The 18,271-nt window shown below is 67.8% G+C and carries 17 protein-coding genes and 1 CRISPR repeat array; of the genes, 13 read left to right on the top strand and 4 right to left on the bottom strand.

Features of this window, described 5'->3' with window-relative positions; translation table 11 throughout:
• Positions 1-5: 5 nt before the first annotated feature.
• From IEX91_RS13135 to IEX91_RS13155, 5 genes are all read left to right on the top strand, one after another.
• The gene (locus tag IEX91_RS13135) at positions 6-1,112 is read left to right on the top strand and encodes a hypothetical protein (protein WP_188879521.1); all 1,107 of its coding nucleotides are present in this window, start codon (positions 6-8) and stop codon (positions 1,110-1,112) included.
• Entirely contained in the window at positions 1,109-1,360 is a 252-nt protein-coding gene (locus IEX91_RS13140) for a KEOPS complex subunit Pcc1 (RefSeq protein ID WP_188879522.1), read from the top strand. Before IEX91_RS13135 ends, IEX91_RS13140 begins: the two co-directional genes overlap by 4 nt.
• A complete protein-coding gene (locus tag IEX91_RS13145; RefSeq protein ID WP_188879523.1) occupies positions 1,357-1,983 on the top strand; it encodes a 30S ribosomal protein S3ae in 627 nt (208 codons plus the stop codon). Before IEX91_RS13140 ends, IEX91_RS13145 begins: the two co-directional genes overlap by 4 nt.
• 140 nt (positions 1,984-2,123) lie before the next feature.
• A complete protein-coding gene (locus IEX91_RS13150) occupies positions 2,124-2,849 on the top strand; it encodes a protein sorting system archaetidylserine synthase (protein ID WP_188879524.1) in 726 nt (241 codons plus the stop codon).
• 26 nt (positions 2,850-2,875) lie between these two features.
• The gene (locus IEX91_RS13155) at positions 2,876-4,264 is read left to right on the top strand and encodes a HEAT repeat domain-containing protein (RefSeq protein ID WP_188879526.1); all 1,389 of its coding nucleotides are present in this window, start codon (positions 2,876-2,878) and stop codon (positions 4,262-4,264) included.
• Here the strand turns inward: IEX91_RS13155 and IEX91_RS13160 are convergent.
• Entirely contained in the window at positions 4,261-4,506 is a 246-nt protein-coding gene (locus IEX91_RS13160) for a hypothetical protein (RefSeq protein ID WP_188879527.1), read from the bottom strand. The genes IEX91_RS13155 and IEX91_RS13160 overlap by 4 nt on opposite strands.
• Positions 4,507-4,596: 90 nt before the next feature.
• Here IEX91_RS13160 and IEX91_RS13165 point away from each other — a divergent pair, with 90 nt between their 5' ends.
• Positions 4,597-6,291: a phospholipase D-like domain-containing protein gene (locus IEX91_RS13165; RefSeq protein WP_188879528.1), complete on the top strand. Its 1,695-nt coding sequence runs from the start codon at positions 4,597-4,599 to the stop codon at positions 6,289-6,291.
• A gap of 31 nt (positions 6,292-6,322) precedes the next feature.
• Here IEX91_RS13165 and IEX91_RS13170 read toward each other — a convergent pair whose 3' ends face one another.
• On the bottom strand, positions 6,323-8,212 hold the full coding sequence (locus IEX91_RS13170; protein WP_188879529.1) for a DHH family phosphoesterase: 1,890 nt from the start codon (positions 8,210-8,212) through the stop codon (positions 6,323-6,325).
• A 157-nt stretch (positions 8,213-8,369) separates the two neighbouring features.
• Here IEX91_RS13170 and IEX91_RS13175 point away from each other — a divergent pair, with 157 nt between their 5' ends.
• The 4 genes from IEX91_RS13175 (at position 8,370) to IEX91_RS13190 (ending at position 10,844) form a co-directional block, all read left to right on the top strand.
• Entirely contained in the window at positions 8,370-8,864 is a 495-nt protein-coding gene (locus IEX91_RS13175; RefSeq protein WP_188879530.1) for a Mov34/MPN/PAD-1 family protein, read from the top strand.
• On the top strand, positions 8,861-9,292 hold the full coding sequence (locus tag IEX91_RS13180) for an adenylyltransferase/cytidyltransferase family protein (RefSeq protein WP_188879532.1): 432 nt from the start codon (positions 8,861-8,863) through the stop codon (positions 9,290-9,292). The genes IEX91_RS13175 and IEX91_RS13180 overlap by 4 nt, the downstream gene beginning before the upstream one ends.
• A 120-nt stretch (positions 9,293-9,412) precedes the next feature.
• Positions 9,413-9,841, top strand: a complete 429-nt coding sequence (locus IEX91_RS13185) for a hypothetical protein (protein WP_188879534.1) — start codon at positions 9,413-9,415, stop codon at positions 9,839-9,841.
• Between the two features lie 37 nt (positions 9,842-9,878).
• Positions 9,879-10,844, top strand: coding sequence for a 1,4-dihydroxy-2-naphthoyl-CoA synthase (locus IEX91_RS13190; protein WP_188879536.1), 966 nt, complete (start codon positions 9,879-9,881; stop codon positions 10,842-10,844).
• 216 nt (positions 10,845-11,060) lie between these two features.
• On the opposite strand, the gene IEX91_RS13195 is transcribed toward IEX91_RS13190, so the two are convergent.
• Positions 11,061-13,319 (bottom strand): NADP-dependent malic enzyme, encoded by a 2,259-nt coding sequence (locus IEX91_RS13195; protein WP_188879537.1) that lies wholly within the window; start codon positions 13,317-13,319, stop codon positions 11,061-11,063.
• 148 nt (positions 13,320-13,467) lie between these two features.
• Here IEX91_RS13195 and IEX91_RS13200 point away from each other — a divergent pair, with 148 nt between their 5' ends.
• Entirely contained in the window at positions 13,468-14,178 is a 711-nt protein-coding gene (locus IEX91_RS13200; RefSeq protein WP_188879539.1) for a hypothetical protein, read from the top strand.
• A 156-nt stretch (positions 14,179-14,334) separates the two neighbouring features.
• Positions 14,335-14,646 carry a hypothetical protein gene (locus tag IEX91_RS13205; RefSeq protein ID WP_188879540.1) on the top strand — a complete coding sequence of 104 codons (312 nt, stop codon included), beginning with the start codon at positions 14,335-14,337 and terminating at the stop codon, positions 14,644-14,646.
• Between the two features lie 293 nt (positions 14,647-14,939).
• Positions 14,940-16,219: direct repeats of the CRISPR family, unit length 37 nt; unit sequence GTTTCAATCCCGTTCTGGGTTTCTACCGCGTTGCGAC.
• Positions 16,220-16,335: 116 nt separating this feature from the next.
• On the opposite strand, the gene csa3 is transcribed toward IEX91_RS13205, so the two are convergent.
• Entirely contained in the window at positions 16,336-16,968 is a 633-nt protein-coding gene (gene csa3 / locus IEX91_RS13210; RefSeq protein WP_188879542.1) for a CRISPR-associated CARF protein Csa3, read from the bottom strand.
• Between the two features lie 174 nt (positions 16,969-17,142).
• Here csa3 and cas6 point away from each other — a divergent pair, with 174 nt between their 5' ends.
• Positions 17,143-17,991 carry a CRISPR system precrRNA processing endoribonuclease RAMP protein Cas6 gene (gene cas6, locus IEX91_RS13215; protein WP_188879544.1) on the top strand — a complete coding sequence of 283 codons (849 nt, stop codon included), beginning with the start codon at positions 17,143-17,145 and terminating at the stop codon, positions 17,989-17,991.
• Positions 17,992-18,271 lie beyond the last annotated feature (280 nt).

The following is an 18,271-nucleotide window of genomic DNA, read 5'->3' on the forward strand; positions in this document are numbered from 1 at the left end:
CCCTGATGTCCACCACGGGCCGTTCGGAGTCGTCCGGTGACGCCGCGACGCTGGCCGAGCGCTGCCGCGAGGCGGCGTTCGTCCGCATAGTCGCGCGACCGGACGGCGACGCGATCGCGGCCGCCGGCCTGCTCGGGCGGGCCTGCGCGGCGATCCGGACGCCCTATCAGGTGAGCGTTGCGGCGACCCGCGGCGCGGCGAGCGATCGCCTGCTCGCCGCTGACGACGACGCGACGCTCGCGCTCGGATTCGACGGGACGCCCGCGGACGCGACGCTCGCCGGGGACACCCTCTCCACGGGAGCGCTCGCGGCCGCGCGCGAACTCCACGAGCCGGCGGCGTCGCTCGCACTCGCGGGCGTCCGCGCGGCGGGGAGCGTCCCGTCGGGCGACCTCGCCGAGGCGTTCGAGCGCCGGCCGGGCGTCGGCCTGCCGGTCGCGGACCTCTCGGACGGGCTCGCGCACGCGACGCGGCTGCACGCCGACTGGTCGGGCGACGACCGGCAGGCGGGCGCGCTGCTCGCGGAGCTCGACCTCCCGGCGGAACTCGACGACGACGCGCGGCGCCGCCTGGCGTCGCGGGTCGCGCTCGACGCGACCGAGAACGCCGCGCCCCGCGCGGTCGGGGCGCTCGACGGCGTCCTCCGGCCGCACGTCACGCCGGACGGGCCGTTCGAGACCGCCGAGGGCCACGCGGACGTCCTCGACTGCCTCGCGGTCGCCGACCCGGGGCTCGCGTCGGCGCTCGCGCTCGGCGTCGCGGACCGGCCGACGGCGCTCGACGCGTGGCGCGAGCACGCGAGCGCGACCCACGCGGCGCTCCGAACGGCCGACCCCGCGCGGTACAGCGGGCTCGTCGCCGCCGAGGCCGACGCGCCCGCGTGGCCGCTCGCGCGACTCCTGCGCGACACTCGGGCCGACGAACCCGCGGTGCTCGTCGTCGGTGACGCCGGTGCGGCGCTGGCGACGGCGCCGGACGGTCCGGACGCCCACGCGACGATCGCGGCGGCGCTCGGCGACGACGTCGTCGCGGGCGCGTCGACGCACGCGCGGACGGATGAGTCGGACGCCGAGGCCGTGATCGACGCCGTCCGAGGGGTGCTCTCGGGATGACCGAGGACGCCCCGCGGACGGCGACGGTCCGGACGACGCACGACGACGCCGGGCTGATCGCGCGCGCGATCCGGCCGGACAACACCGAGTCGATGACGACGCGCGTCGAGGGCGACGCCGTGGTCACGACGATCCGGCGCGACGACACCGGCGGCCTGCGGGCGACGACGGACGACTACGTGGTGAACGTCACGGTGGCAGCGGACGTGGCACAGCACGCGAAACGACACATGACACACGACACATGAGCGAACGTTCAGTATCCAAGCAGAACCAGCAGAAGCGATGGTACACCGTGCTCGCCCCCGAGCAGTTCGACCGGGCGGAGCTCGGCGAGACCCTCGCGGACGAACCGGAAAAGGTGCTCGATCGCACCATCGAAGCCACTCTCGACGACGTCACGGGCGAGTCGGGTGGCGAGAACAACCTCAAGCTCACCTTCCAGGTGACGGACGTCGGTAGCGACTCGGCGTACACCGAGTTCGTCGAGTCCGAGCTGACCCGCGACTACCAGCGCAGCCTCGTCCGCCGGGGCTCCTCGAAGATCGCGTCGGTCATCACCGTCGAGACGACGGACGACTACCGCGTGCGCCTGCAGCCGGTCTCGTACACGACGAAGAGCGCGGACGACAGCCAGCAGAAGGCCATCCGCCGCCTCATGATCGACCTCGTCGAGGAGGCCGCGGAGGAGCGCACCTTCGAGGGGCTCATCGACTCGGTCATCGAGGGCCGCCTCTCCAGCGCCATCTACAGCGAGGCCAACACCATCTACCCGCTCCGCCGGGTCGAGGTGGAGAAGGCGACGCTCGAAGCCCACCCCGAGGAGGTCCACGAGGAGGAGGAGACCTCCGCCGTGGACACCGAGGAGTAACGACTCTCGCCCTTCTTTCGGCGCGCGACGGCCCGCCAGCGACGGCGCCGGCGACGAGACGCGCCCCCGTTGGATGCTCTCCGCCGCCACCGCTCGGACGGATATAAACACGTAAGGACGCGCTGGTCGTCGCGTGGGGTATGCCTCCCGGGTCCGACGACGGCCGCCGCGCACGTCTGCGCGGCCTCCGCCCCCGGTTTACGGGGCGACTCGGCGTCGCGGACGTCGCCACGGTCGCGAACGCGGCGCTCGGATTCTGCGCCGCGGTCGCCGCGGCCGTCTCGCCCGCACTCGCCGCACGCGTCCTCCTCCTCGCCGCGATGGTCGACGCCGTCGACGGCATCCTCGCACGGCGATACGGCGGGTCGACCGTCGGGCCGTACCTCGACTCGCTCGCGGACGTCGCGTCCTTCGGCGTCGCGCCCGCCGCGCTCCTCGTCGCGGTCGCACACACCGCGTGGCGCGGGACGCCGCTCGTCGTCGCCGTCGCCGTTGGCGCGTGTTTCGTCGGCGCTGCCGTCGTCCGTCTCGGCCTCTACACGGCCGACGACGTCGGCAACGGTCACACCGAGGGCGTCCCGACGACGCTCGCGGGAACGCTGCTCGCCGCGGCGGTGCTCGCGGGCGTCGCTGCGCCCGCCCCGCTCGTCGGCTTCGGTGCGGTGCTCACCGCCGCGATGGTGACGCGCCTCCCGTATCCGGATCTGCGCGTGCGCGACGCGCTCGTGATGGGTGCGGTGCAGGCGCTCGCGGTCCTCGCGCCGACCGTCCTCGGGCGACTCTTTCCTCGGGCGCTCCTCGCGTTCGCGCTCGCCTACACGGTTCTCGGACCGTGGTTCTATCGGACCGGCGAAGGGAAACGCTGATAGGCGCGCTGGCGGAACGCTGGAGTATGAGTGACGGGGACGACGAGCCGGCGGACGCCGCGGACGAGCCGGCCCCCGACGAGTCCGAGAGCACGGACGCGCCGGCCGACGAACCCGACGCGGCCGAGACAGCCGGCGACGGGGCGACCGAGAGCGAAGACGACGGTCCCCGCCCCGAGGAGCGCGAGCGCTACGAGACGCTCCTCGCCCGCTTGAGCGAGGCCGAGGACGCGCTCGTGGCCGCCGAGACGGAGGCCGACCTCGACGGCGTCGAGGCGACCCTGGACGAGATCGAGGCCGACATCGAGGCCGCCGACTTCACCGACCCCGAGGCGTTCCAGCCGGACGAGGAGGAACTCGATGAGGACGAGGAGGTCGAGGAGCTCCTCGACTTCGAAGAAGAGCTGACGAACGAACTCCAAGACCTCCAGGACGAACTCGAAGAGCAACGCGGCCCGTACGCCGAGGACGTGGTGAGCGAGATCGAGGCGGCGAAATCGACGGTCGAGGGTACGCGCTGGACGGAGACGGGCGACGGGCAGGTCGCGGCCGCGATCGAGACGTTCGTGACGGACGTCGCCGCAGAGCTCGGGACCGATCTCGCCGGCGACGACGCCGACGCGCTCGACGCGACGGTCGCAGCCGTAGAGGACGCGGCCCTCGATGCCGACGAGGACGAGGAGACGATCGCCGCGCTCCTCGATCTCGCGGACGCGCTCCACTCCGGGGTTGAGGACTCACAGGCGTTCGCCGACCTCTCCTCGCGCGCGAAACTGCAGTACGAGGGATTCTACGACGTCCTCGGCAAACACAAGGACTACCCGCCCGAGTGGTCGGCGGTGAAGGAGTGGACGAAGCGCGACGACGCCGAGATGGTCGCGCTCTGCATGGAGCACTTCGGGGACTCCGAATACATGCAAAAGCACTGCCTGGAGGCGTTCGTCCGCATGGGGAACCCCGAGGCCATCGAGGTCCTGAAGGAGAAGGCCCAGCGGCGCACCCTCAAAGCCGTCGAGGCGCTCGGGAAGACGGGGCACCCCGACGCCGTCGAGGGCGTCGCGGACTACATCGACTCCGACTCGAACCCCCAACTCCAGAAGACGGCGCTGCGTGCGATCGGCGAGCTCGGCGCGACCGACTACACGGCGGACGTCGCCCAGTGGCTCGTCGCGGAGCGCGAGGACGTCCGGAGCGCGGCGGCGCGCGCCCTCGGCCTCCTCGGTGACACGCGCGCGATCGCCCCGCTCGGCGACGTCCTCGCCGACGACGAGAGCGAGGGCGTGCGCGCGAGCGCCGCGTGGGCGCTCTACCAGATCGGCACCGCGCGGGCGCTCGAAACGGCCGCCGAACACGCCGAGACGCGGTCGTTCCTCGTGCAGTCCGAGGCCGAGAAGGCGGCGGCGGCGCTCGACTAGAGGAAGAAGGCGAGGAACTCGACGGCGAACCCGGCCGCGGCGCAGAGCGCGCCGATCCGGCCGATCCACGTGTGCTCGCGGACCGCCCTCGGAGAGATGTCGACGGTGTAGTTCTCGAACTCCGGATCGTAACTCACGTAGCTCGGCTGTTGGAAGAATTCGAGGAAGACGAGCAACATCCCGAGCGTCGCCAGCGCGTAGCCGGCCATGCGGACGCCCTCGATCAGCGTGAACGCGACCATACGCCGCCCTCGGGTCGCCGGTCGCTAAAGCGTGCCGACCGCGCCGCCGTCAGCGCGCCTTCTTGTGCGATGGCGGGCGCACTCGGGAGCGTGACGCCACGGACACGCCTTGCCGCGCGACTCGCCTGCGCGCTCCTGCTCGTCGCCTGCGTCTCCGGGACGGTCGCCGGAACGGACGCGGGTGGCGAGCGCGACCCGGTCGCCGCGGGCGGAACCCCGACCGTCGTCGCGCTCTACCCGAACCCGGTTCTCCCGAACGACGCCGGCGAGTTTGTCACCGTCGCGCTCCCCGAGGAGACGCACCTCGGACGGTGTACGCTCGCGGATGACGAAAAAACCGTCAGCCTCCCGAACGTCACGGTCCGAGGGCGCGTGACGCTCAGCACCGCCCCGAACCGGACGCGCGCGCTCGTCTCCGGCCGCGTGATCGAGAGCGCGCTCCCGTCGCTCGCCAACGCCGGCGAGCGCCTCGTCCTCGTCTGCGGTGGGCGCGTCGTCGACGCCGCGAGCTACACGGACGCTCCCTCGGGTGAGGTGTACGCGCGAGGCGAGTGGCGTTCGCCCGGCCGAACGGCGTTCGACGTACGATCGGTGACGGACGCCTCGACGACGGTGTTCGCGCTCCCCGACGCTCCCGACGTGGTCACGGACGCCCTCGGGGCGGCCGAGCGTCGCGTGCTCCTCGGCGGCTACACGTTCACGTCGACGCGCGTCGCCGCGGCCCTCCGCGACGCCGCCGGACGCGGCGTGCGCGTGCACGTCCTCGTCGAGGGCGGACCGGTCGGCGGCGTCTCCGCACGGGAGGCGACCGTCCTCGATCGCCTCGCCGCGGCGCCGAACGTCACGGTGACGGTTCTCGACGGCCCACACGCGCGCTACCCGTTCCACCACGCGAAGTACGCCGTCGTCGACGACGCGGCGCTCGTCACCTCGGAGAACTGGGATCCGAGCGGCGTCGGCGGGCACGCGACCCGTGGCTGGGGGGCGGTCGTCGACGACGCGGCGCTCGCCGACGCCCTCGCCGCGGTCCACCGCGCCGACAGCGGGTGGATCGACGGCGTCGCGTGGCCGAGCTACCGAGCGAACGCGACGTTCCAGCCGCCCCATCCCGCGAACGCGACGTATCCGTCGACGTTCGCGCCGTTGACCACGACCGCCGATCGCGTCTCGCTCGTCGTCTCACCGGACACCTCGAAGCGCGCGCTCGTCGGATTCGTCCGCAACGCCACCGAGATGCTCGCCGTCGAACAGATGGAGTTCAGTCCCGACACCGCCCTCTGGAACGAGACGCTCGCGGCCGCGGGACGCGGCGTCCGCGTCCGCGTCCTGTTGAGCGGCGCGTGGTACGCTCGTGAGGAGAACGCCGCCCTCGTTGCGCGATTGAACGACCGCGCGCGACGCGACGGCCTCGACCTCCGCGCGAAACTCGCCGACTCCCGCGGACGCTACGGGCACCTCCACGTGAAGGGCGCGATCGCGGACGGCGAGCGCGTCCTCGTCGGGAGCGTCAACTGGAACGCGAACGCCGTGACCGCCAACCGCGAGACGGAACTCGTCGTCGACGACCCGGCCGTCGGGCGCTACTACGCGCGACTCTTCGGTGCGGACTGGCGCGGCGGCGTCTGGACGCTCCCGGTCGCACTGGTGATCGCGGTACTCTGTGGCGTCGGGGGCGCGTGTGCGTATCTCCGTCGAGAAATCGCGTTCGTGCGCGCCGACGCCGGCGCCGGCGGTGCGGCCGCCGAGACCGACGTGGTCGGGTGGCGCGGCGAGGAGTGGGAGTGAGCGCCCGTGCGTTCGCTGGCGACGTGACGCGCTAGCGCGTCAGCGTGCTGTGCAGTTCCTCGTCGATCTCGGCGTCGGCCATCTTCGAGACGAGGGCGTCGAGGACCTCCTCGCGCATCCCGTTGACGAAGCGGATGGAGCCGACGACGAGGTGGCCGCCGCCCGAAACGCCGGCCCCGGGGAACTCCTCGTTGAGTTCGGTGACCATCTGCGGGATGTCCATGCGGACGCCGTCGCTTCGGAGGACGGCGAAGTCGGGGCCGTACCCGATGGTGATGACGGGCTCGCCCGTCTCCTCGACCTTCCGGTCGTGGATCTCGCCCGTCGTCTTCCCGGGCGCGGGGTAGGTGAAGCGGTGGGCGTAGTTCTCGACGTCGATCCGATAGAGGTGTGCGCCCGAGTCGACGGTCTCGTGCTCGACGTGGGGCAGTGCGGCGTCGAGTTGGAGTTCGACGTCGCGCTCGGCGCGCTCGGCGAGCCACGGGACGAGTTCGCGCTGGCGCTCCTCGCTTCCCCCGACGTTCAGCACGTCGTTGATGAGGTTCCGACCCGCGCTATAGCGGAGCCAGAAGGCCTCGTAGTCGAGCGCCTCGCTGACGTCGTGGAGGAATTCCTCGTCGTAGCCGGCCTCGCGCGCGAGATCGAGGTAGTCGCTCATCGCGCTGGCTTTCGAGCGATCGGAGAGGCCGGCGACCGCGGGGACGTGATCGAGGTCGTCGGCGATCGAGGGCGCGATCATGCGCGCGAGCTCGACGCACATCATGCCCGTCGTCACGCGGTAGTCCTCGCCGTGGAGGTAGGGGTTGACGTGCTCGTCGACGAACGGGTCGACGGCGTCGTGATCCGGGTGGTGGTGATCGACCACGAGGATCGGGATGTCGTAGTGACTGAGCGTCTCGTAGGCGGGCGTGTCCTCCTCCGTGGAGCCGTTGTCGAGCATGAGGAGGAGCGGGAGCTTCTGCCCGTGGCGGGTCTGGTCTTCGAGGGCGAAGTTGAGGTCCCGCGTCGCGTCCTCCATCTCGTAGTAGGGGGCCTTCGAGGGGAGGCGCTTGAGGAGGTGGCGCTTCGCGTCGGGGTCCTCGTGGGTGCGCTCGATGAAGCGCTCCAAGGCGAGCTGGACCGGAACGCTCGCGCACATCCCGTCGCCGTCGGCGTGGTGGCGCATCCGGATCGGACGCGACTCCAAGACGGTCCGGCGGAGGCGGCGCGCGACCCGTTGGAGGTCGGGGTAGAGTTCGCGCATCGCCGACCAGTCGACGAGCGGGTCGACGTCGGCGGGCGTCGCGCGCTCGGCCGCGGAGGCGTCGAGGCGGGCGCGGACGTGCTCCGCCGCCCCGGCATCGAGCGTTTCGAGCGCGTCGATCTCGACTTGCAGGGCGCCCTCGCGCTCCTCGACCTCGCCGGTCACGTGGACGACGTCGCCGATCTCGATCTCGGGATAGGCGCGGACGCCGGCCTCCTCGAAGGCGGTGCAGGGGACGGTGCCGCTCTCGTCGCGGAGGCGGAATACCGTCGGGCCGCCGGTCTGTTTGATCTGGACGATCTCGCCTTCGACGTGGACGGTGTCACCGGTCCGACCGGCGAGCGCGCCCGCGGCGGTACGGTCGTAGGCGAACATCCGCTCCTCGATCGCGTAGTCGTCGCCCTCGTAGAGCTCGAAGCCGAGATCGCCGTTTTCGCGGATCTCGGTGAGCTCGACGACGAGGTCGTCACCGACATCGTAGTCGGCCTCGGCGGGGAGGACGGACTCGTGGAGGAGTCCCGAGACGTTCGCTGAGAGGTCGACGAAGACGCCGTATTCGACCACGCCGTTCACGGTCGCGGTGTAACGCTCGCCCACGTCGGTAGCCTCGACGGTACACTCGGGGGCGAGCCGATAGACGACGGGCGTGGCGTCGTCGTCGGAAGAACCGTCAGTCATGGATCGAGTTTCGGCACCGGCGCGTTTAAGACTTTATAGGTCGCGTGGCGTCGGCTCCGCGCACAGCGGCGTTCCCGCGCGCCCACTGCGTCCGCCGACCGGCGCCGCTCGTCCCGCCCTCGAAAGGTTTAGCACGCGCGGGCGACCACGACGACGTATGGCGTTCCGCTCGCGGCCGGTGGTCGGCATCGCCGGGGAGACGCTCGATTTCGCCCTCGAAGCGGCCGAGGACTCCCACCCGAACGAGTACCTCGGCGTCCTTCGGGGGACGCCGGCCGCGGAGTACGACCTCGACGGCGAGGGCGATCTCATCACGGACGTGCTCTTCATCCCGAAGACGACGTCAAGTCCCGTGCAGGCGACCCTCCAGTCCGACCTCGTGCCGAACGACAGCCACACGGTCGGGACCATCCACTCCCACCCGAACGGCGTCCTCCGGCCGAGCGATCAGGACCGACAGATGTTCACGAAGGGGAACGTCCACGTGATCCTCGGCGCGCCCTACGAGCGCGACTGCTGGCGCGCGTTCGACCGCGAGGGCGAACCGGCGACGCTCGACGTCTACGACGTCTCGCTTCCCGACCCGGAGGACTTCTTCGACTTCACGCAGGCCGACATCGACGCCGAGCTCGAAGAGGAGGACCGACGATGACGGCGCGCGTCGTCGCGCAGGGCACCTTCGATCTCCTCCACCCCGGCCACGTCCACTACCTCCGCGAGGCGAAGGCGATGGGGGACGAACTCCACGTCATCGTCGCCCGTCGGGAGAACGTGACGCACAAAGCACAGCCGATCCTTCCGAACCGCCAGCGCCGCGATATGGTCGCCGCGCTCGACCCCGTCGACGAGGCGCGCGTCGGCCACCCCGACGACATCTTCGCGCCGATCGAGGAGATCGAGCCGTCGGTCATCGCACTCGGCTACGACCAACACCACGACGCCGACGCGATCGCGGCGCAACTGGCCGAGCGCGGCCTAGACTGCGCCGTCCGCCGAGCGTCGGCACGCGAACGCCGATACGACGACGAACTGCTCTCGACGGGCGCGATCATCGACCGGATCCTCGATCAGCGCGAGTGAACGCGCCGCGGTGCCACGAGGCCGCGGGCGTGAGACACCGACCCGAACGAGACCGTTCTCGCGTGATCCAAGCGGTACCGAGCGGTACCGTTTTGCGTCCGGACGCGACACCACCGAACGATGCCCTCAACACACCGCGTCGCCGCGGGCGTCGTCGTTCTCCTCGGCGTCCTCGCGCTCGTGTACAGCATGCTCATCGTCCAAGAGGTCCTCCTCGGCGTCGGTGTCCTGATCGCGGCGCTGGCGCTCGCCGCCATCGTCTACTACGGTGGAGCCGACCGGCAGACGCTCGCCCGAGCGACGATGGCCGTGACGGTCGTCTACGGTGCCGTCTCGTTCCAACTGCCGGCCGCCGTCGTCGCCGCCTGCGTCGTCTACCTCACCGCGTGGCTCACCGGTCCCGACAGCCCCCTCGACGCTCCCGACACGACGATCCTACCCGTATCCGACGCCGCAGCGAACGGGGACGATGCCGGCCGCCCCGGGATCAACACCGCCGACACCGACTCCCACGGGCGCGACGGACGCGTTGACGACCCGCGGCGCTGAGGGAAGCCTTTAGCGCGACCCGGCCCGATCACCCGGTATGGACACCGTCTCGGAGACCTTCGACCCCGAGCGCTGGGAGGAGGTAGCGAACTTCGACTTCGACGATCTCACCTATCACCGCGCCCGGGACGTCGGCGCGCTCCGCATCGCCTTCGACCGCCCCGCGGTTCGCAACGCATTTCGCCCGCAGACGGTGGACGAACTCGCCACCGCGCTCGATCACGCGAAACGCAAGTCGGACGTCGGATGCGTCATCCTCACCGGTAACGGTCCGAGTCCGAAGGACGGCGGCTGGGCCTTCTGCGCCGGCGGCGATCAGTCCGTCCGCGGGAACGAAGGGTACGAGTACCGCGACGAGGGCGACGAGAACCCGGAGCGAAGCGACGGGGACAGTCGAGCGGCGGAGCCGCGAGACGAGAACGGGGACGCGGACATCGACGAGGCTGAGGCCGGCCGACTTCACATCCTCGAAGTCCAGCGCGCCATCCGTTTCATGCCGAAGCCCGTCGTCGCCGTCGTCCCCGGCTGGGCGGTCGGCGGCGGCCACTCCCTCCACGTCGTCTGCGATCTGACGCTCGCCAGCGAGGAGCACGCGAAGTTCCTCCAGACCGACCCCGACGTCGCCTCCTTCGACGCCGGCTTCGGCTCCGCCTACCTCGCCAAACAGATCGGACAGAAGAAAGCCCGCGAGGTCTTCTTCCTCGGGAAGACCTACAGTGCTGAGGAGGCCGTCGACATGGGGATGGCCAACGAGGCCGTCCCGCACGATGAGCTGGAGGATGTCGCGCTTGAGTGGGCGGAGACGATGTGCGCGAAGTCCCCGATGGCGATGCGGATGCTCAAATACGGGTTCAACGCGACCGACGACGGCATGATCGGCCAGCAGGTCTTCGCCGGCGAAGCCACGCGCCTCGGCTACATGACCGACGAGGCGGCCGAGGGCCGCGACGCCTTCCTCGACGGGCGGGACCCGGACTTCGACGACGACGCCTGGTACTACTAACGGACTTTTTCCTGCTCGGGCCGCCTCCGGCGACCGCTCGCAGCAAAAACCTCCACTAAAAAAGCCCGCGAGCGCGCCGCGCTCGCGGTACGACTCGGTGGCGGTGACCGTACCGCAATCGCACACCGCGACGGCGAGCCGAACCGCGACCCCACTGTGGCCGAACCGCGACCCAGCGCACTAGACCGTGACCGAGCCGCGACCACACCGCGGCCGCTACTCTTCCTCTTGGGCGTCCACGACCGCGACGGCGGCCAGATTGACGATGTCCTTGACCTCGTCGCCGCGCTGGATGACGTGGACGGGTTCGTCCATGCCCGCGAGCATCGGGCCGATCGCGTCGGCACCACCCAGACGCTGGAGGAGCTTGTAGCCGATGTTACCGGCTTCGAGGTTCGGGAAGACGAGGCAGTTCGCGGGCCCATCGAGTTCCGCGAAGCCGTACGTGTCCGCGAGGATGTCCTCGACGACGGCGGTGTCAGCCTGCATCTCGCCGTCCACCGGGAAATCCACGCTCGGATCGTCGTGAAGCATCTCGACGGCCTCGCGGGGCTTCGCCGTCCCCTCGTTCTCGACGCTGCCGAAGTCAGAGTAGGAGAGGAGCGCGACGCGCGGGTCGACGTCGAAGCGACGGGCGGTCTCCGCGACGTGATGCGTGATCTCCGCCAACTGTTCGGCCGTCGGATCGAGGTTGACAGTGGCGTCGGCGCAGAAGAGCACGCGGTTCTTGAACGTCAGCATGTAGATCCCGGCGACGTACTCGGCGTCAGGGGCGGTGCCGACGACCTGGAGAGGCGGGCGGAGCGCCGTCGGGTGGTGATGCGTGAGGCCGGTGAGGAGGGCGTCCGCGTCCCCCTGTTCCACCATCACGCTACCGTAGTACGCCGAGTCGCGCGAGACGAGGTCGGAAGCCTCGCTCCGCGTCACCCCCTTGCGCTTGCGGAGGTCGTGGAGGCGATCGACGTACGCCTCGTTGCCGGCGGTCCCGGGGTCGACGATCTCGGGCTCGAAGTCGAGCGTGAGGTCGTCCGCGATCGCCACGATCGTCTCCCGATCGCCGAGGAGGACCGGCTCCGCGATCCCCTGATCCTGGAGCTGGTAGGCCGCACGAACCATCTTCTCCTGGTCGCCGTCGCCGAGGGCGACGCGCTTCGGGTCGCTCTTGGCCTTGTTGAGGACGACGCGCATCATCTCGCGGGACTTCCCGAGACGGGCTTCGAGGCGCTCGCGGTACGCCGAGAGATCGAGCGATTCGCGCGCGACGCCGGACTCCATGGCGGCGTCGGCGACGGCGGGCGCGACCTCGAAGAGCACGCGCGGGTCGAGCGGCTTCGGGAGGATGTACTCGGGGCCGAACTGGAGGGGCTGGTCGCCGTAGGCCTTCACGACCTGATCCGGCACGTCCTCCCGCGCGAGATCCGCCAGCGCCTCCGCGGCGGCGACCTTCATCCCCTCGTTGATCTCCGTGGCACGGGCGTCGAGCGCCCCACGGAAGATGAACGGGAATCCGAGGACGTTGTTGACCATGTTCGGGTAGTCCGAGCGCCCCGTCGCCATGATCACCTGATCGTCGCGGGCGTTCTTCGCCTCCTCGTAGCCGATCTCCGGATCCGGGTTCGCCATGGCGAAGACGATCGGGTTGTCGGCCATCGAGCGGATCATCTCCGGCGAGACGATCCCGCCCACGGAGAGCCCGACGAGGACGTCCGCGCCCTCGATCGCGTCTGCGAGGTCGCCCGGCTCGACGCCCTGCGCGAACGGTTCGGCGTGCCGGCTGAGGTCGCCCGCGTCCGCGCGCTCCTGTGAGAGGACCCCGTCGATGTCGCACATCGTGATATGGTCGCGCGGGACGCCGAGCGACGCGTAGAACTTCGCGCACGAGACGGCGGCCGCCCCCGCACCGGAGAACGCCACCTCGACGTCCTCGACGTCCTTATCGACGACGTCGAGGGCGTTGAGGAGTCCGGCACCGGAGATGATGGCGGTGCCGTGTTGGTCGTCGTGGAAGACGGGGATGTCCATCTGGTCGCGGAGGCGTCGCTCGATCTCGAAGCACTCCGGGGCTTTGATGTCTTCGAGGTTGATGCCCCCGAAAGTGGGCTCCATGGCGGCGACGGAGGCGACGAAGGCGTCGACATCGGTCTGATCGAGTTCGACGTCGAAGACGTCGATGTCCGCGAAGCGCTTGAAGAGGACGCCCTTCCCCTCCATGACCGGCTTTGAGGCCTGTGCGCCGATGTCACCCAAGCCGAGCACCGCCGACCCGTTCGACACCACGCCCACTAAGTTCCCCTTCGCCGTGTACCGGTAGGCGTCGGTCTCGTCGGCGTCGATCTTCCGACAGGGCGCGGCGACCCCCGGCGAGTACGCCAGCGAGAGGTCGCGCTGCGTGTTCGTCGGCTTCGTCGTCGCGATCGCCACCTTCCCCGCCGGTTCGCGCTCGTGGTACTCCAACGCGTCTTCGTCCAATCCCATGTCCGGCCCCACGGACGACGTGACGAAAAACCCCGCCGCCGTCGACGGTCGTGTTTCCGACTCGCTCCCGGGACCCCGAATCCACGGGCGAACGCGGGCCACACTCCCCCACCCAGTACTTAGGTGACCACCGGACGAAGTCGTACGTATGCCGAGCGCCGACGGCGACGACACCTACGAGGAACTGAACCGATTCGACGGCGGGACGAGCTGGCTTGCTCACCCTGACGAGGCGATGCAACGCGTCAGTCACGTCCTCGACACCGACGCGGGGGTGTTCCTCGTCGACCCGATCGACGTGTCCGGGATCGACGACCTCGCCGCCGAGTTCGGCGACGGTCGCGGGAGCGACGCTCCCGCGGGCCAGCCGGAAGCGGGTGCTTCCGGCGACGTCGCGGGCGTCGTCCTCCTGCTCAATCGCCACGAACGCGACGCCGCGACCGTCGCGCGTCGCCACGACGTCCCCGTCTACCTCCCGTCGTTTCTCACCCGCGAGGTCGACGCTCCCACCGAGCGCTTCGACGGGTCGCTCCCCGGCACGGACTACGGTCTCCTCCGGACGCTCGCCGTCCCGGGATGGCACGAGGCCGCGCTCTTCGACGGTGAGACGCTCGTCGTCCCCGAAGCCGTCGGCACCGCCCCGTTCTTCCACGGCGCCGACGAGCAACTCGGCGTCCACCCGATGCTCCGACTCACCCCGCCCTCGACGCTTCGAGGCCTCCGACCTGAGCGCATCCTCGTCGGCCACGGTCGTGGCGTCCACGAGGCCGCCGCGGACAGCCTCCGCTACGCCTTGGAACACTCACGCTCGAACGCGCCCGGCGTGTGGGCGGGGATGGTGCGCGAACTGTTCCGGTAGACCCGTCGGTCAGCGAGAGAAGTGGACCTAGCAAAAGGGCACGCCATTTCGGTGGCGTAACCAGACGTCGTCCTACGAAGGCCACTACGGCGGTAGTTTTAACGGATCCAGTCGGGTACGCCCCACCTGATAATTGATGCCGTAGGGGACGCTGTAGTGACTCTTTTCGACACTTTCGGGGTCTACTACGTGCTCGGAACGTGGTTGTTCACGAGCTCGGCAGTAGCCCTCGCACTCGGCGCGAGTCTCGAAGAGCCGTCAGCGCAGGCTCCGATCGCCCTCTCTGTGTTCGTCCTCACACCGCTCTCCTTGTGGTGTTTACACATCATCTACGCCGCTACTCCGATCCCGCGTGAGATATTCGGCCTTGATCTCACGGACATCTCGACGGCCGCCTTCGTATTCATATTCGCATCTGGCTTCCTCGCCGAGGTCATCGACCACTTTCGGATCACGCCCGAGTCATGAGTTTGCTCTCGCTGGCCGTTGATTTCGTCCCGAAGGTCGGTCTGGGCTGTCTCGCTCTCGGAAGTTTCGTCTTAACGGCGAGCGTGCTCGGGAACCCGAACTCCCCAGTCGGCGTGCTCCGTCCAAGGGTGGGTCGATCGGTAAGCGGCGTACAAGTCGTACTGAGCGCCAGCGCCGGCCTCGGAATCGCGTTTAGCGTGTTACACCTCGAACGCACGCATCCACTGCTCCGTTCTGGGTTTCTACCGCGTTGCGACTCGACGTCGTTCACGTTCATCAGACCGCGCTCCTCGGTTTCAATCCCGTTCTGGGTTTCTACCGCGTTGCGACGAAGTAGTCGGAGTCGACAACGATCGCGTCCGGCCGTTTCAATCCCGTTCTGGGTTTCTACCGCGTTGCGACGTGAGCGTGTCGGAGTTCCTTGAGGGCGACCGGGTGTTTCAATCCCGTTCTGGGTTTCTACCGCGTTGCGACAGGTCGCGGAACTCGCACAGCACGGCCCCCAGGATGTTTCAATCCCGTTCTGGGTTTCTACCGCGTTGCGACTTGCCGTTCGCGGTTTGCTTCCGGTACCACACCGCGCTGTTTCAATCCCGTTCTGGGTTTCTACCGCGTTGCGACAGTGACGCGGATGCCCTCGACTGGCTGCGGATCAATAGTTTCAATCCCGTTCTGGGTTTCTACCGCGTTGCGACCCGATCGCGCCCTTACTGATCGCACCGTCGATCGTTTCAATCCCGTTCTAGGTTTCTACCGCGTTGCGACACGACGAGCCCGACGTCGAGGACGTCGTCGATCCGTGTTTCAATCCCGTTCTGGGTTTCTACCGCGTTGCGACCGAGCAGGTCGCGGACTCGATCGACGAGCAGGGGTGTTTCAATCCCGTTCTGGGTTTCTACCGCGTTGCGACTGTCAAGTCCATATTGATCTGCGTCGGACCACCACAGCGTTTCAATCCCGTTCTGGGTTTCTACCGCGTTGCGACAATCCGGGAGAAAGCCCAGGAGTTCGTCGACGACCGTTTCAATCCCGTTCTGGGTTTCTACCGCGTTGCGACGGTCCTCCCCGGCGCGTCCTCGCCACGTGCGAGGTTCGTTTCAATCCCGTTCTGGGTTTCTACCGCGTTGCGACGGTAGTGGTGCGCTTGAAGCGTCGCGTCGCGGACGTGTTTCAATCCCGTTCTGGGTTTCTACCGCGTTGCGACCTGCATACGACTCACGCCGAAACACCCCCATCTGCATGTTTCAATCCCGTTCTGGGTTTCTACCGCGTTGCGACACGTGGTGGACGACGCGCCGAGCGACGAGGAGGCCGAGTTTCAATCCCGTTCTGGGTTTCTACCGCGTTGCGACGTTCGGGAGTGGCTCGCGGACCAGGACGACCTTGTTTCAATCCCGTTCTGGGTTTCTACCGCGTTGCGACTCGCGTTGAATTCACATGGTCGGGCGGGCGTGCGGTGAACAGTTTCAATCCCGTTCTGGGTTTCTACCGCGTTGCGACCCGAGCTGAAACGCCTCCTCCTCTCCGAACAGGGGAGTTTCAATCCCGTTCTGGGTTTCTACCGCGTTGCGACAGGGGTCTTATTTCGGTGCAAAGCACCTATACTTTTCTCTGAAGACGCATGAGAGGAGAGTTGATTCGTGGACCCCACCTGTCCACGGCTTTGAAAAGGGTCCACGAAGATGGTGCTCATACGCGAAGTTGACCGGCGAGCGTCGGAGAGACGTGGCGCGTTTTCCCCTCCATCCACGTCTCGACAGCGCCATCGGCCTCAAGTGCATCGAGATGTCGGCCGACGGTACTCCGAGATTTATCAGTCTCATTGGAGAGCTGGGGGAGTGTCATTTCTTCAGCAGTAGAGACGAGATAGCGGAGCGTATCAAGGGTCGCATCCGATGGACGACTCATTAGATTCGGAATCGTGAGCTCCTCGATCTCTTCGTCCACGTCTCTGAACTGAAGAGCGAGGTCAACGACGGTCGGTCGAGCAATCGCAGCGACGGTCAACGGCAGGAAGATTTCTCGCGGCCCCCCATCGAAGTTGAGTACGACAGCTCCATCTGCCGCCTCTAGGATGTCGACACACTCTAACACGGCTGTCTGAAACGATCCGTAGCTGATCTCCTCAACGACGATATCCGATCCAGGGCCGAGTTCGTTGACGGTCTGTTCGACGTCTCGGATTGCGTTCTTCGCCCGGTCGCTCGTGTCGTCGTGCGGTCGGAGGAGAACGACAACGTCGTCCGCATTGAGGCCGTTGTTGAGGATCGGGCGCATCACGCGTGGGCTGTGATGCCCGATCGTCGAGACGTATGTGCGCATACGTTCGCTTGCAGTCGAGTGTGACTAAACGGTTTGGCTTCGATATAGTGCAACTGAACGTCTAGTATTTCACATACACAAATACGTTTGCATAACCACGAAAAGATTCAATAGGGTGACCGGTACAGATGTGATCGTGAATCGACACACGATTACCCTGCTTCGTGAGGTGTCATGCGTCGGGTCGACTTAACGCTTGAGCCGAAGGGGTCATTCCCGGTGCCGACCGCGAACGGCTACCAGATCTACGGGGCCGTGCTCTCGGCGCTCGACGACGTCGACGAGGACGTCAGCATGCGCGTCCATGACTCCCCGATCGGGAGCCTGACGAACAGTGGCCTCCTCGGGAGCTTCGACGGGAGCCACCGCGACCACCACAAACGCGTGATCCGCGACGAGACCTACGACCTCAAGCTGGGCGTCGCCGACCCACGTGATCAGTCGGTCTTCCAAGCGCTCGCCGACGCGTTCGTCTTCAGCGGCGACACGCTCGAACTCGCCGACGGCAACTTCCGCGTGCGCGACTTCGCAAGTACGAACACGACGCACGAGGAGCTCCTCACCGAAGCCTCGCAGATCGTCAAGCGGAACCACGACACCTTCGAAATCGAGGTGCGCTTCGAGACGCCGACCTGCATCAAGGAGAGTGGAGAGATTACGACGATGTTTCCCCATCGAGGCAGCGTCTTCCGCTCGCTCCTCCGCAAATGGTCGTCGACGATCCCGGATGAGCGGGCCGACGAACTCGACCTCGCGATGACTCGCGAGGACTTTGAGACGAACCTCATCGAGAAGCCCGACGCGAACACGTACGAGACGCACAGCGTTCTCGTCAATCGCGGTGAAGACGGTGGCCCAATCCTCCGCCAGGGATTCACCGCCGACTGCACCTATCGATTCAAGGGTTCAAGCGAAGCCATCCGGACAGCGGTCACGGCGCTCGCGCTCTTCAGCGAGTACGCGGGCGTGGGCGGGTTCGTCTCTCGTGGGTGCGGGACGGCCTCTGTGGAGGTGAAAGAATGAACGGTTGTTCGTACGACCCGGACAGAGTTTCAATTCCGCTTGGATTTCTTCGGGGGTCGCACTGGTCTATATGGTCGGGAGTACACTCGAATGTTGGGTATAGTACAACCTATACAGACGCCACCCTAGAATTTTGCCCTTGGGATACGTATTCTGGTATCGAGGAAAGGCACGTGGAAACCACAAACAGCCCACAGAGATATAGAGCCGTCGAATACGACGGTAGAATTCGGTACGCCCCGATCAGCTCGGTCGTGCTACGATCGCAAAGCGCTGTTCG

Source organism: Halarchaeum nitratireducens, from assembly GCF_014647155.1.
Lineage (GTDB): Archaea > Halobacteriota > Halobacteria > Halobacteriales > Halobacteriaceae > Halarchaeum > Halarchaeum nitratireducens.

Excerpts from the sequence above, each read along its gene's own strand:
- IEX91_RS13150 (WP_188879524.1), top strand. The coding sequence starts at position 2,124 with ATGCCTCCCGGGTCCGACGACGGCCGCCGCGCACGTCTGCGCGGCCTC.
- IEX91_RS13190 (WP_188879536.1), top strand. The coding sequence starts at position 9,879 with ATGGACACCGTCTCGGAGACCTTCGACCCCGAGCGCTGGGAGGAGGTA.
- IEX91_RS13195 (WP_188879537.1), bottom strand. The coding sequence starts at position 13,319 with ATGGGATTGGACGAAGACGCGTTGGAGTACCACGAGCGCGAACCGGCG.
- IEX91_RS13155 (WP_188879526.1), top strand. The coding sequence starts at position 2,876 with ATGAGTGACGGGGACGACGAGCCGGCGGACGCCGCGGACGAGCCGGCC.
- IEX91_RS13170 (WP_188879529.1), bottom strand. The coding sequence starts at position 8,212 with ATGACTGACGGTTCTTCCGACGACGACGCCACGCCCGTCGTCTATCGG.
- csa3 (WP_188879542.1), bottom strand. The coding sequence starts at position 16,968 with ATGCGCACATACGTCTCGACGATCGGGCATCACAGCCCACGCGTGATG.
- IEX91_RS13160 (WP_188879527.1), bottom strand. The coding sequence starts at position 4,506 with ATGGTCGCGTTCACGCTGATCGAGGGCGTCCGCATGGCCGGCTACGCG.
- IEX91_RS13185 (WP_188879534.1), top strand. The coding sequence starts at position 9,413 with ATGCCCTCAACACACCGCGTCGCCGCGGGCGTCGTCGTTCTCCTCGGC.
- IEX91_RS13135 (WP_188879521.1), top strand. The coding sequence starts at position 6 with ATGTCCACCACGGGCCGTTCGGAGTCGTCCGGTGACGCCGCGACGCTG.
- cas6 (WP_188879544.1), top strand. The coding sequence starts at position 17,143 with ATGCGTCGGGTCGACTTAACGCTTGAGCCGAAGGGGTCATTCCCGGTG.
- IEX91_RS13180 (WP_188879532.1), top strand. The coding sequence starts at position 8,861 with ATGACGGCGCGCGTCGTCGCGCAGGGCACCTTCGATCTCCTCCACCCC.
- IEX91_RS13145 (WP_188879523.1), top strand. The coding sequence starts at position 1,357 with ATGAGCGAACGTTCAGTATCCAAGCAGAACCAGCAGAAGCGATGGTAC.
- IEX91_RS13175 (WP_188879530.1), top strand. The coding sequence starts at position 8,370 with ATGGCGTTCCGCTCGCGGCCGGTGGTCGGCATCGCCGGGGAGACGCTC.
- IEX91_RS13140 (WP_188879522.1), top strand. The coding sequence starts at position 1,109 with ATGACCGAGGACGCCCCGCGGACGGCGACGGTCCGGACGACGCACGAC.
- IEX91_RS13200 (WP_188879539.1), top strand. The coding sequence starts at position 13,468 with ATGCCGAGCGCCGACGGCGACGACACCTACGAGGAACTGAACCGATTC.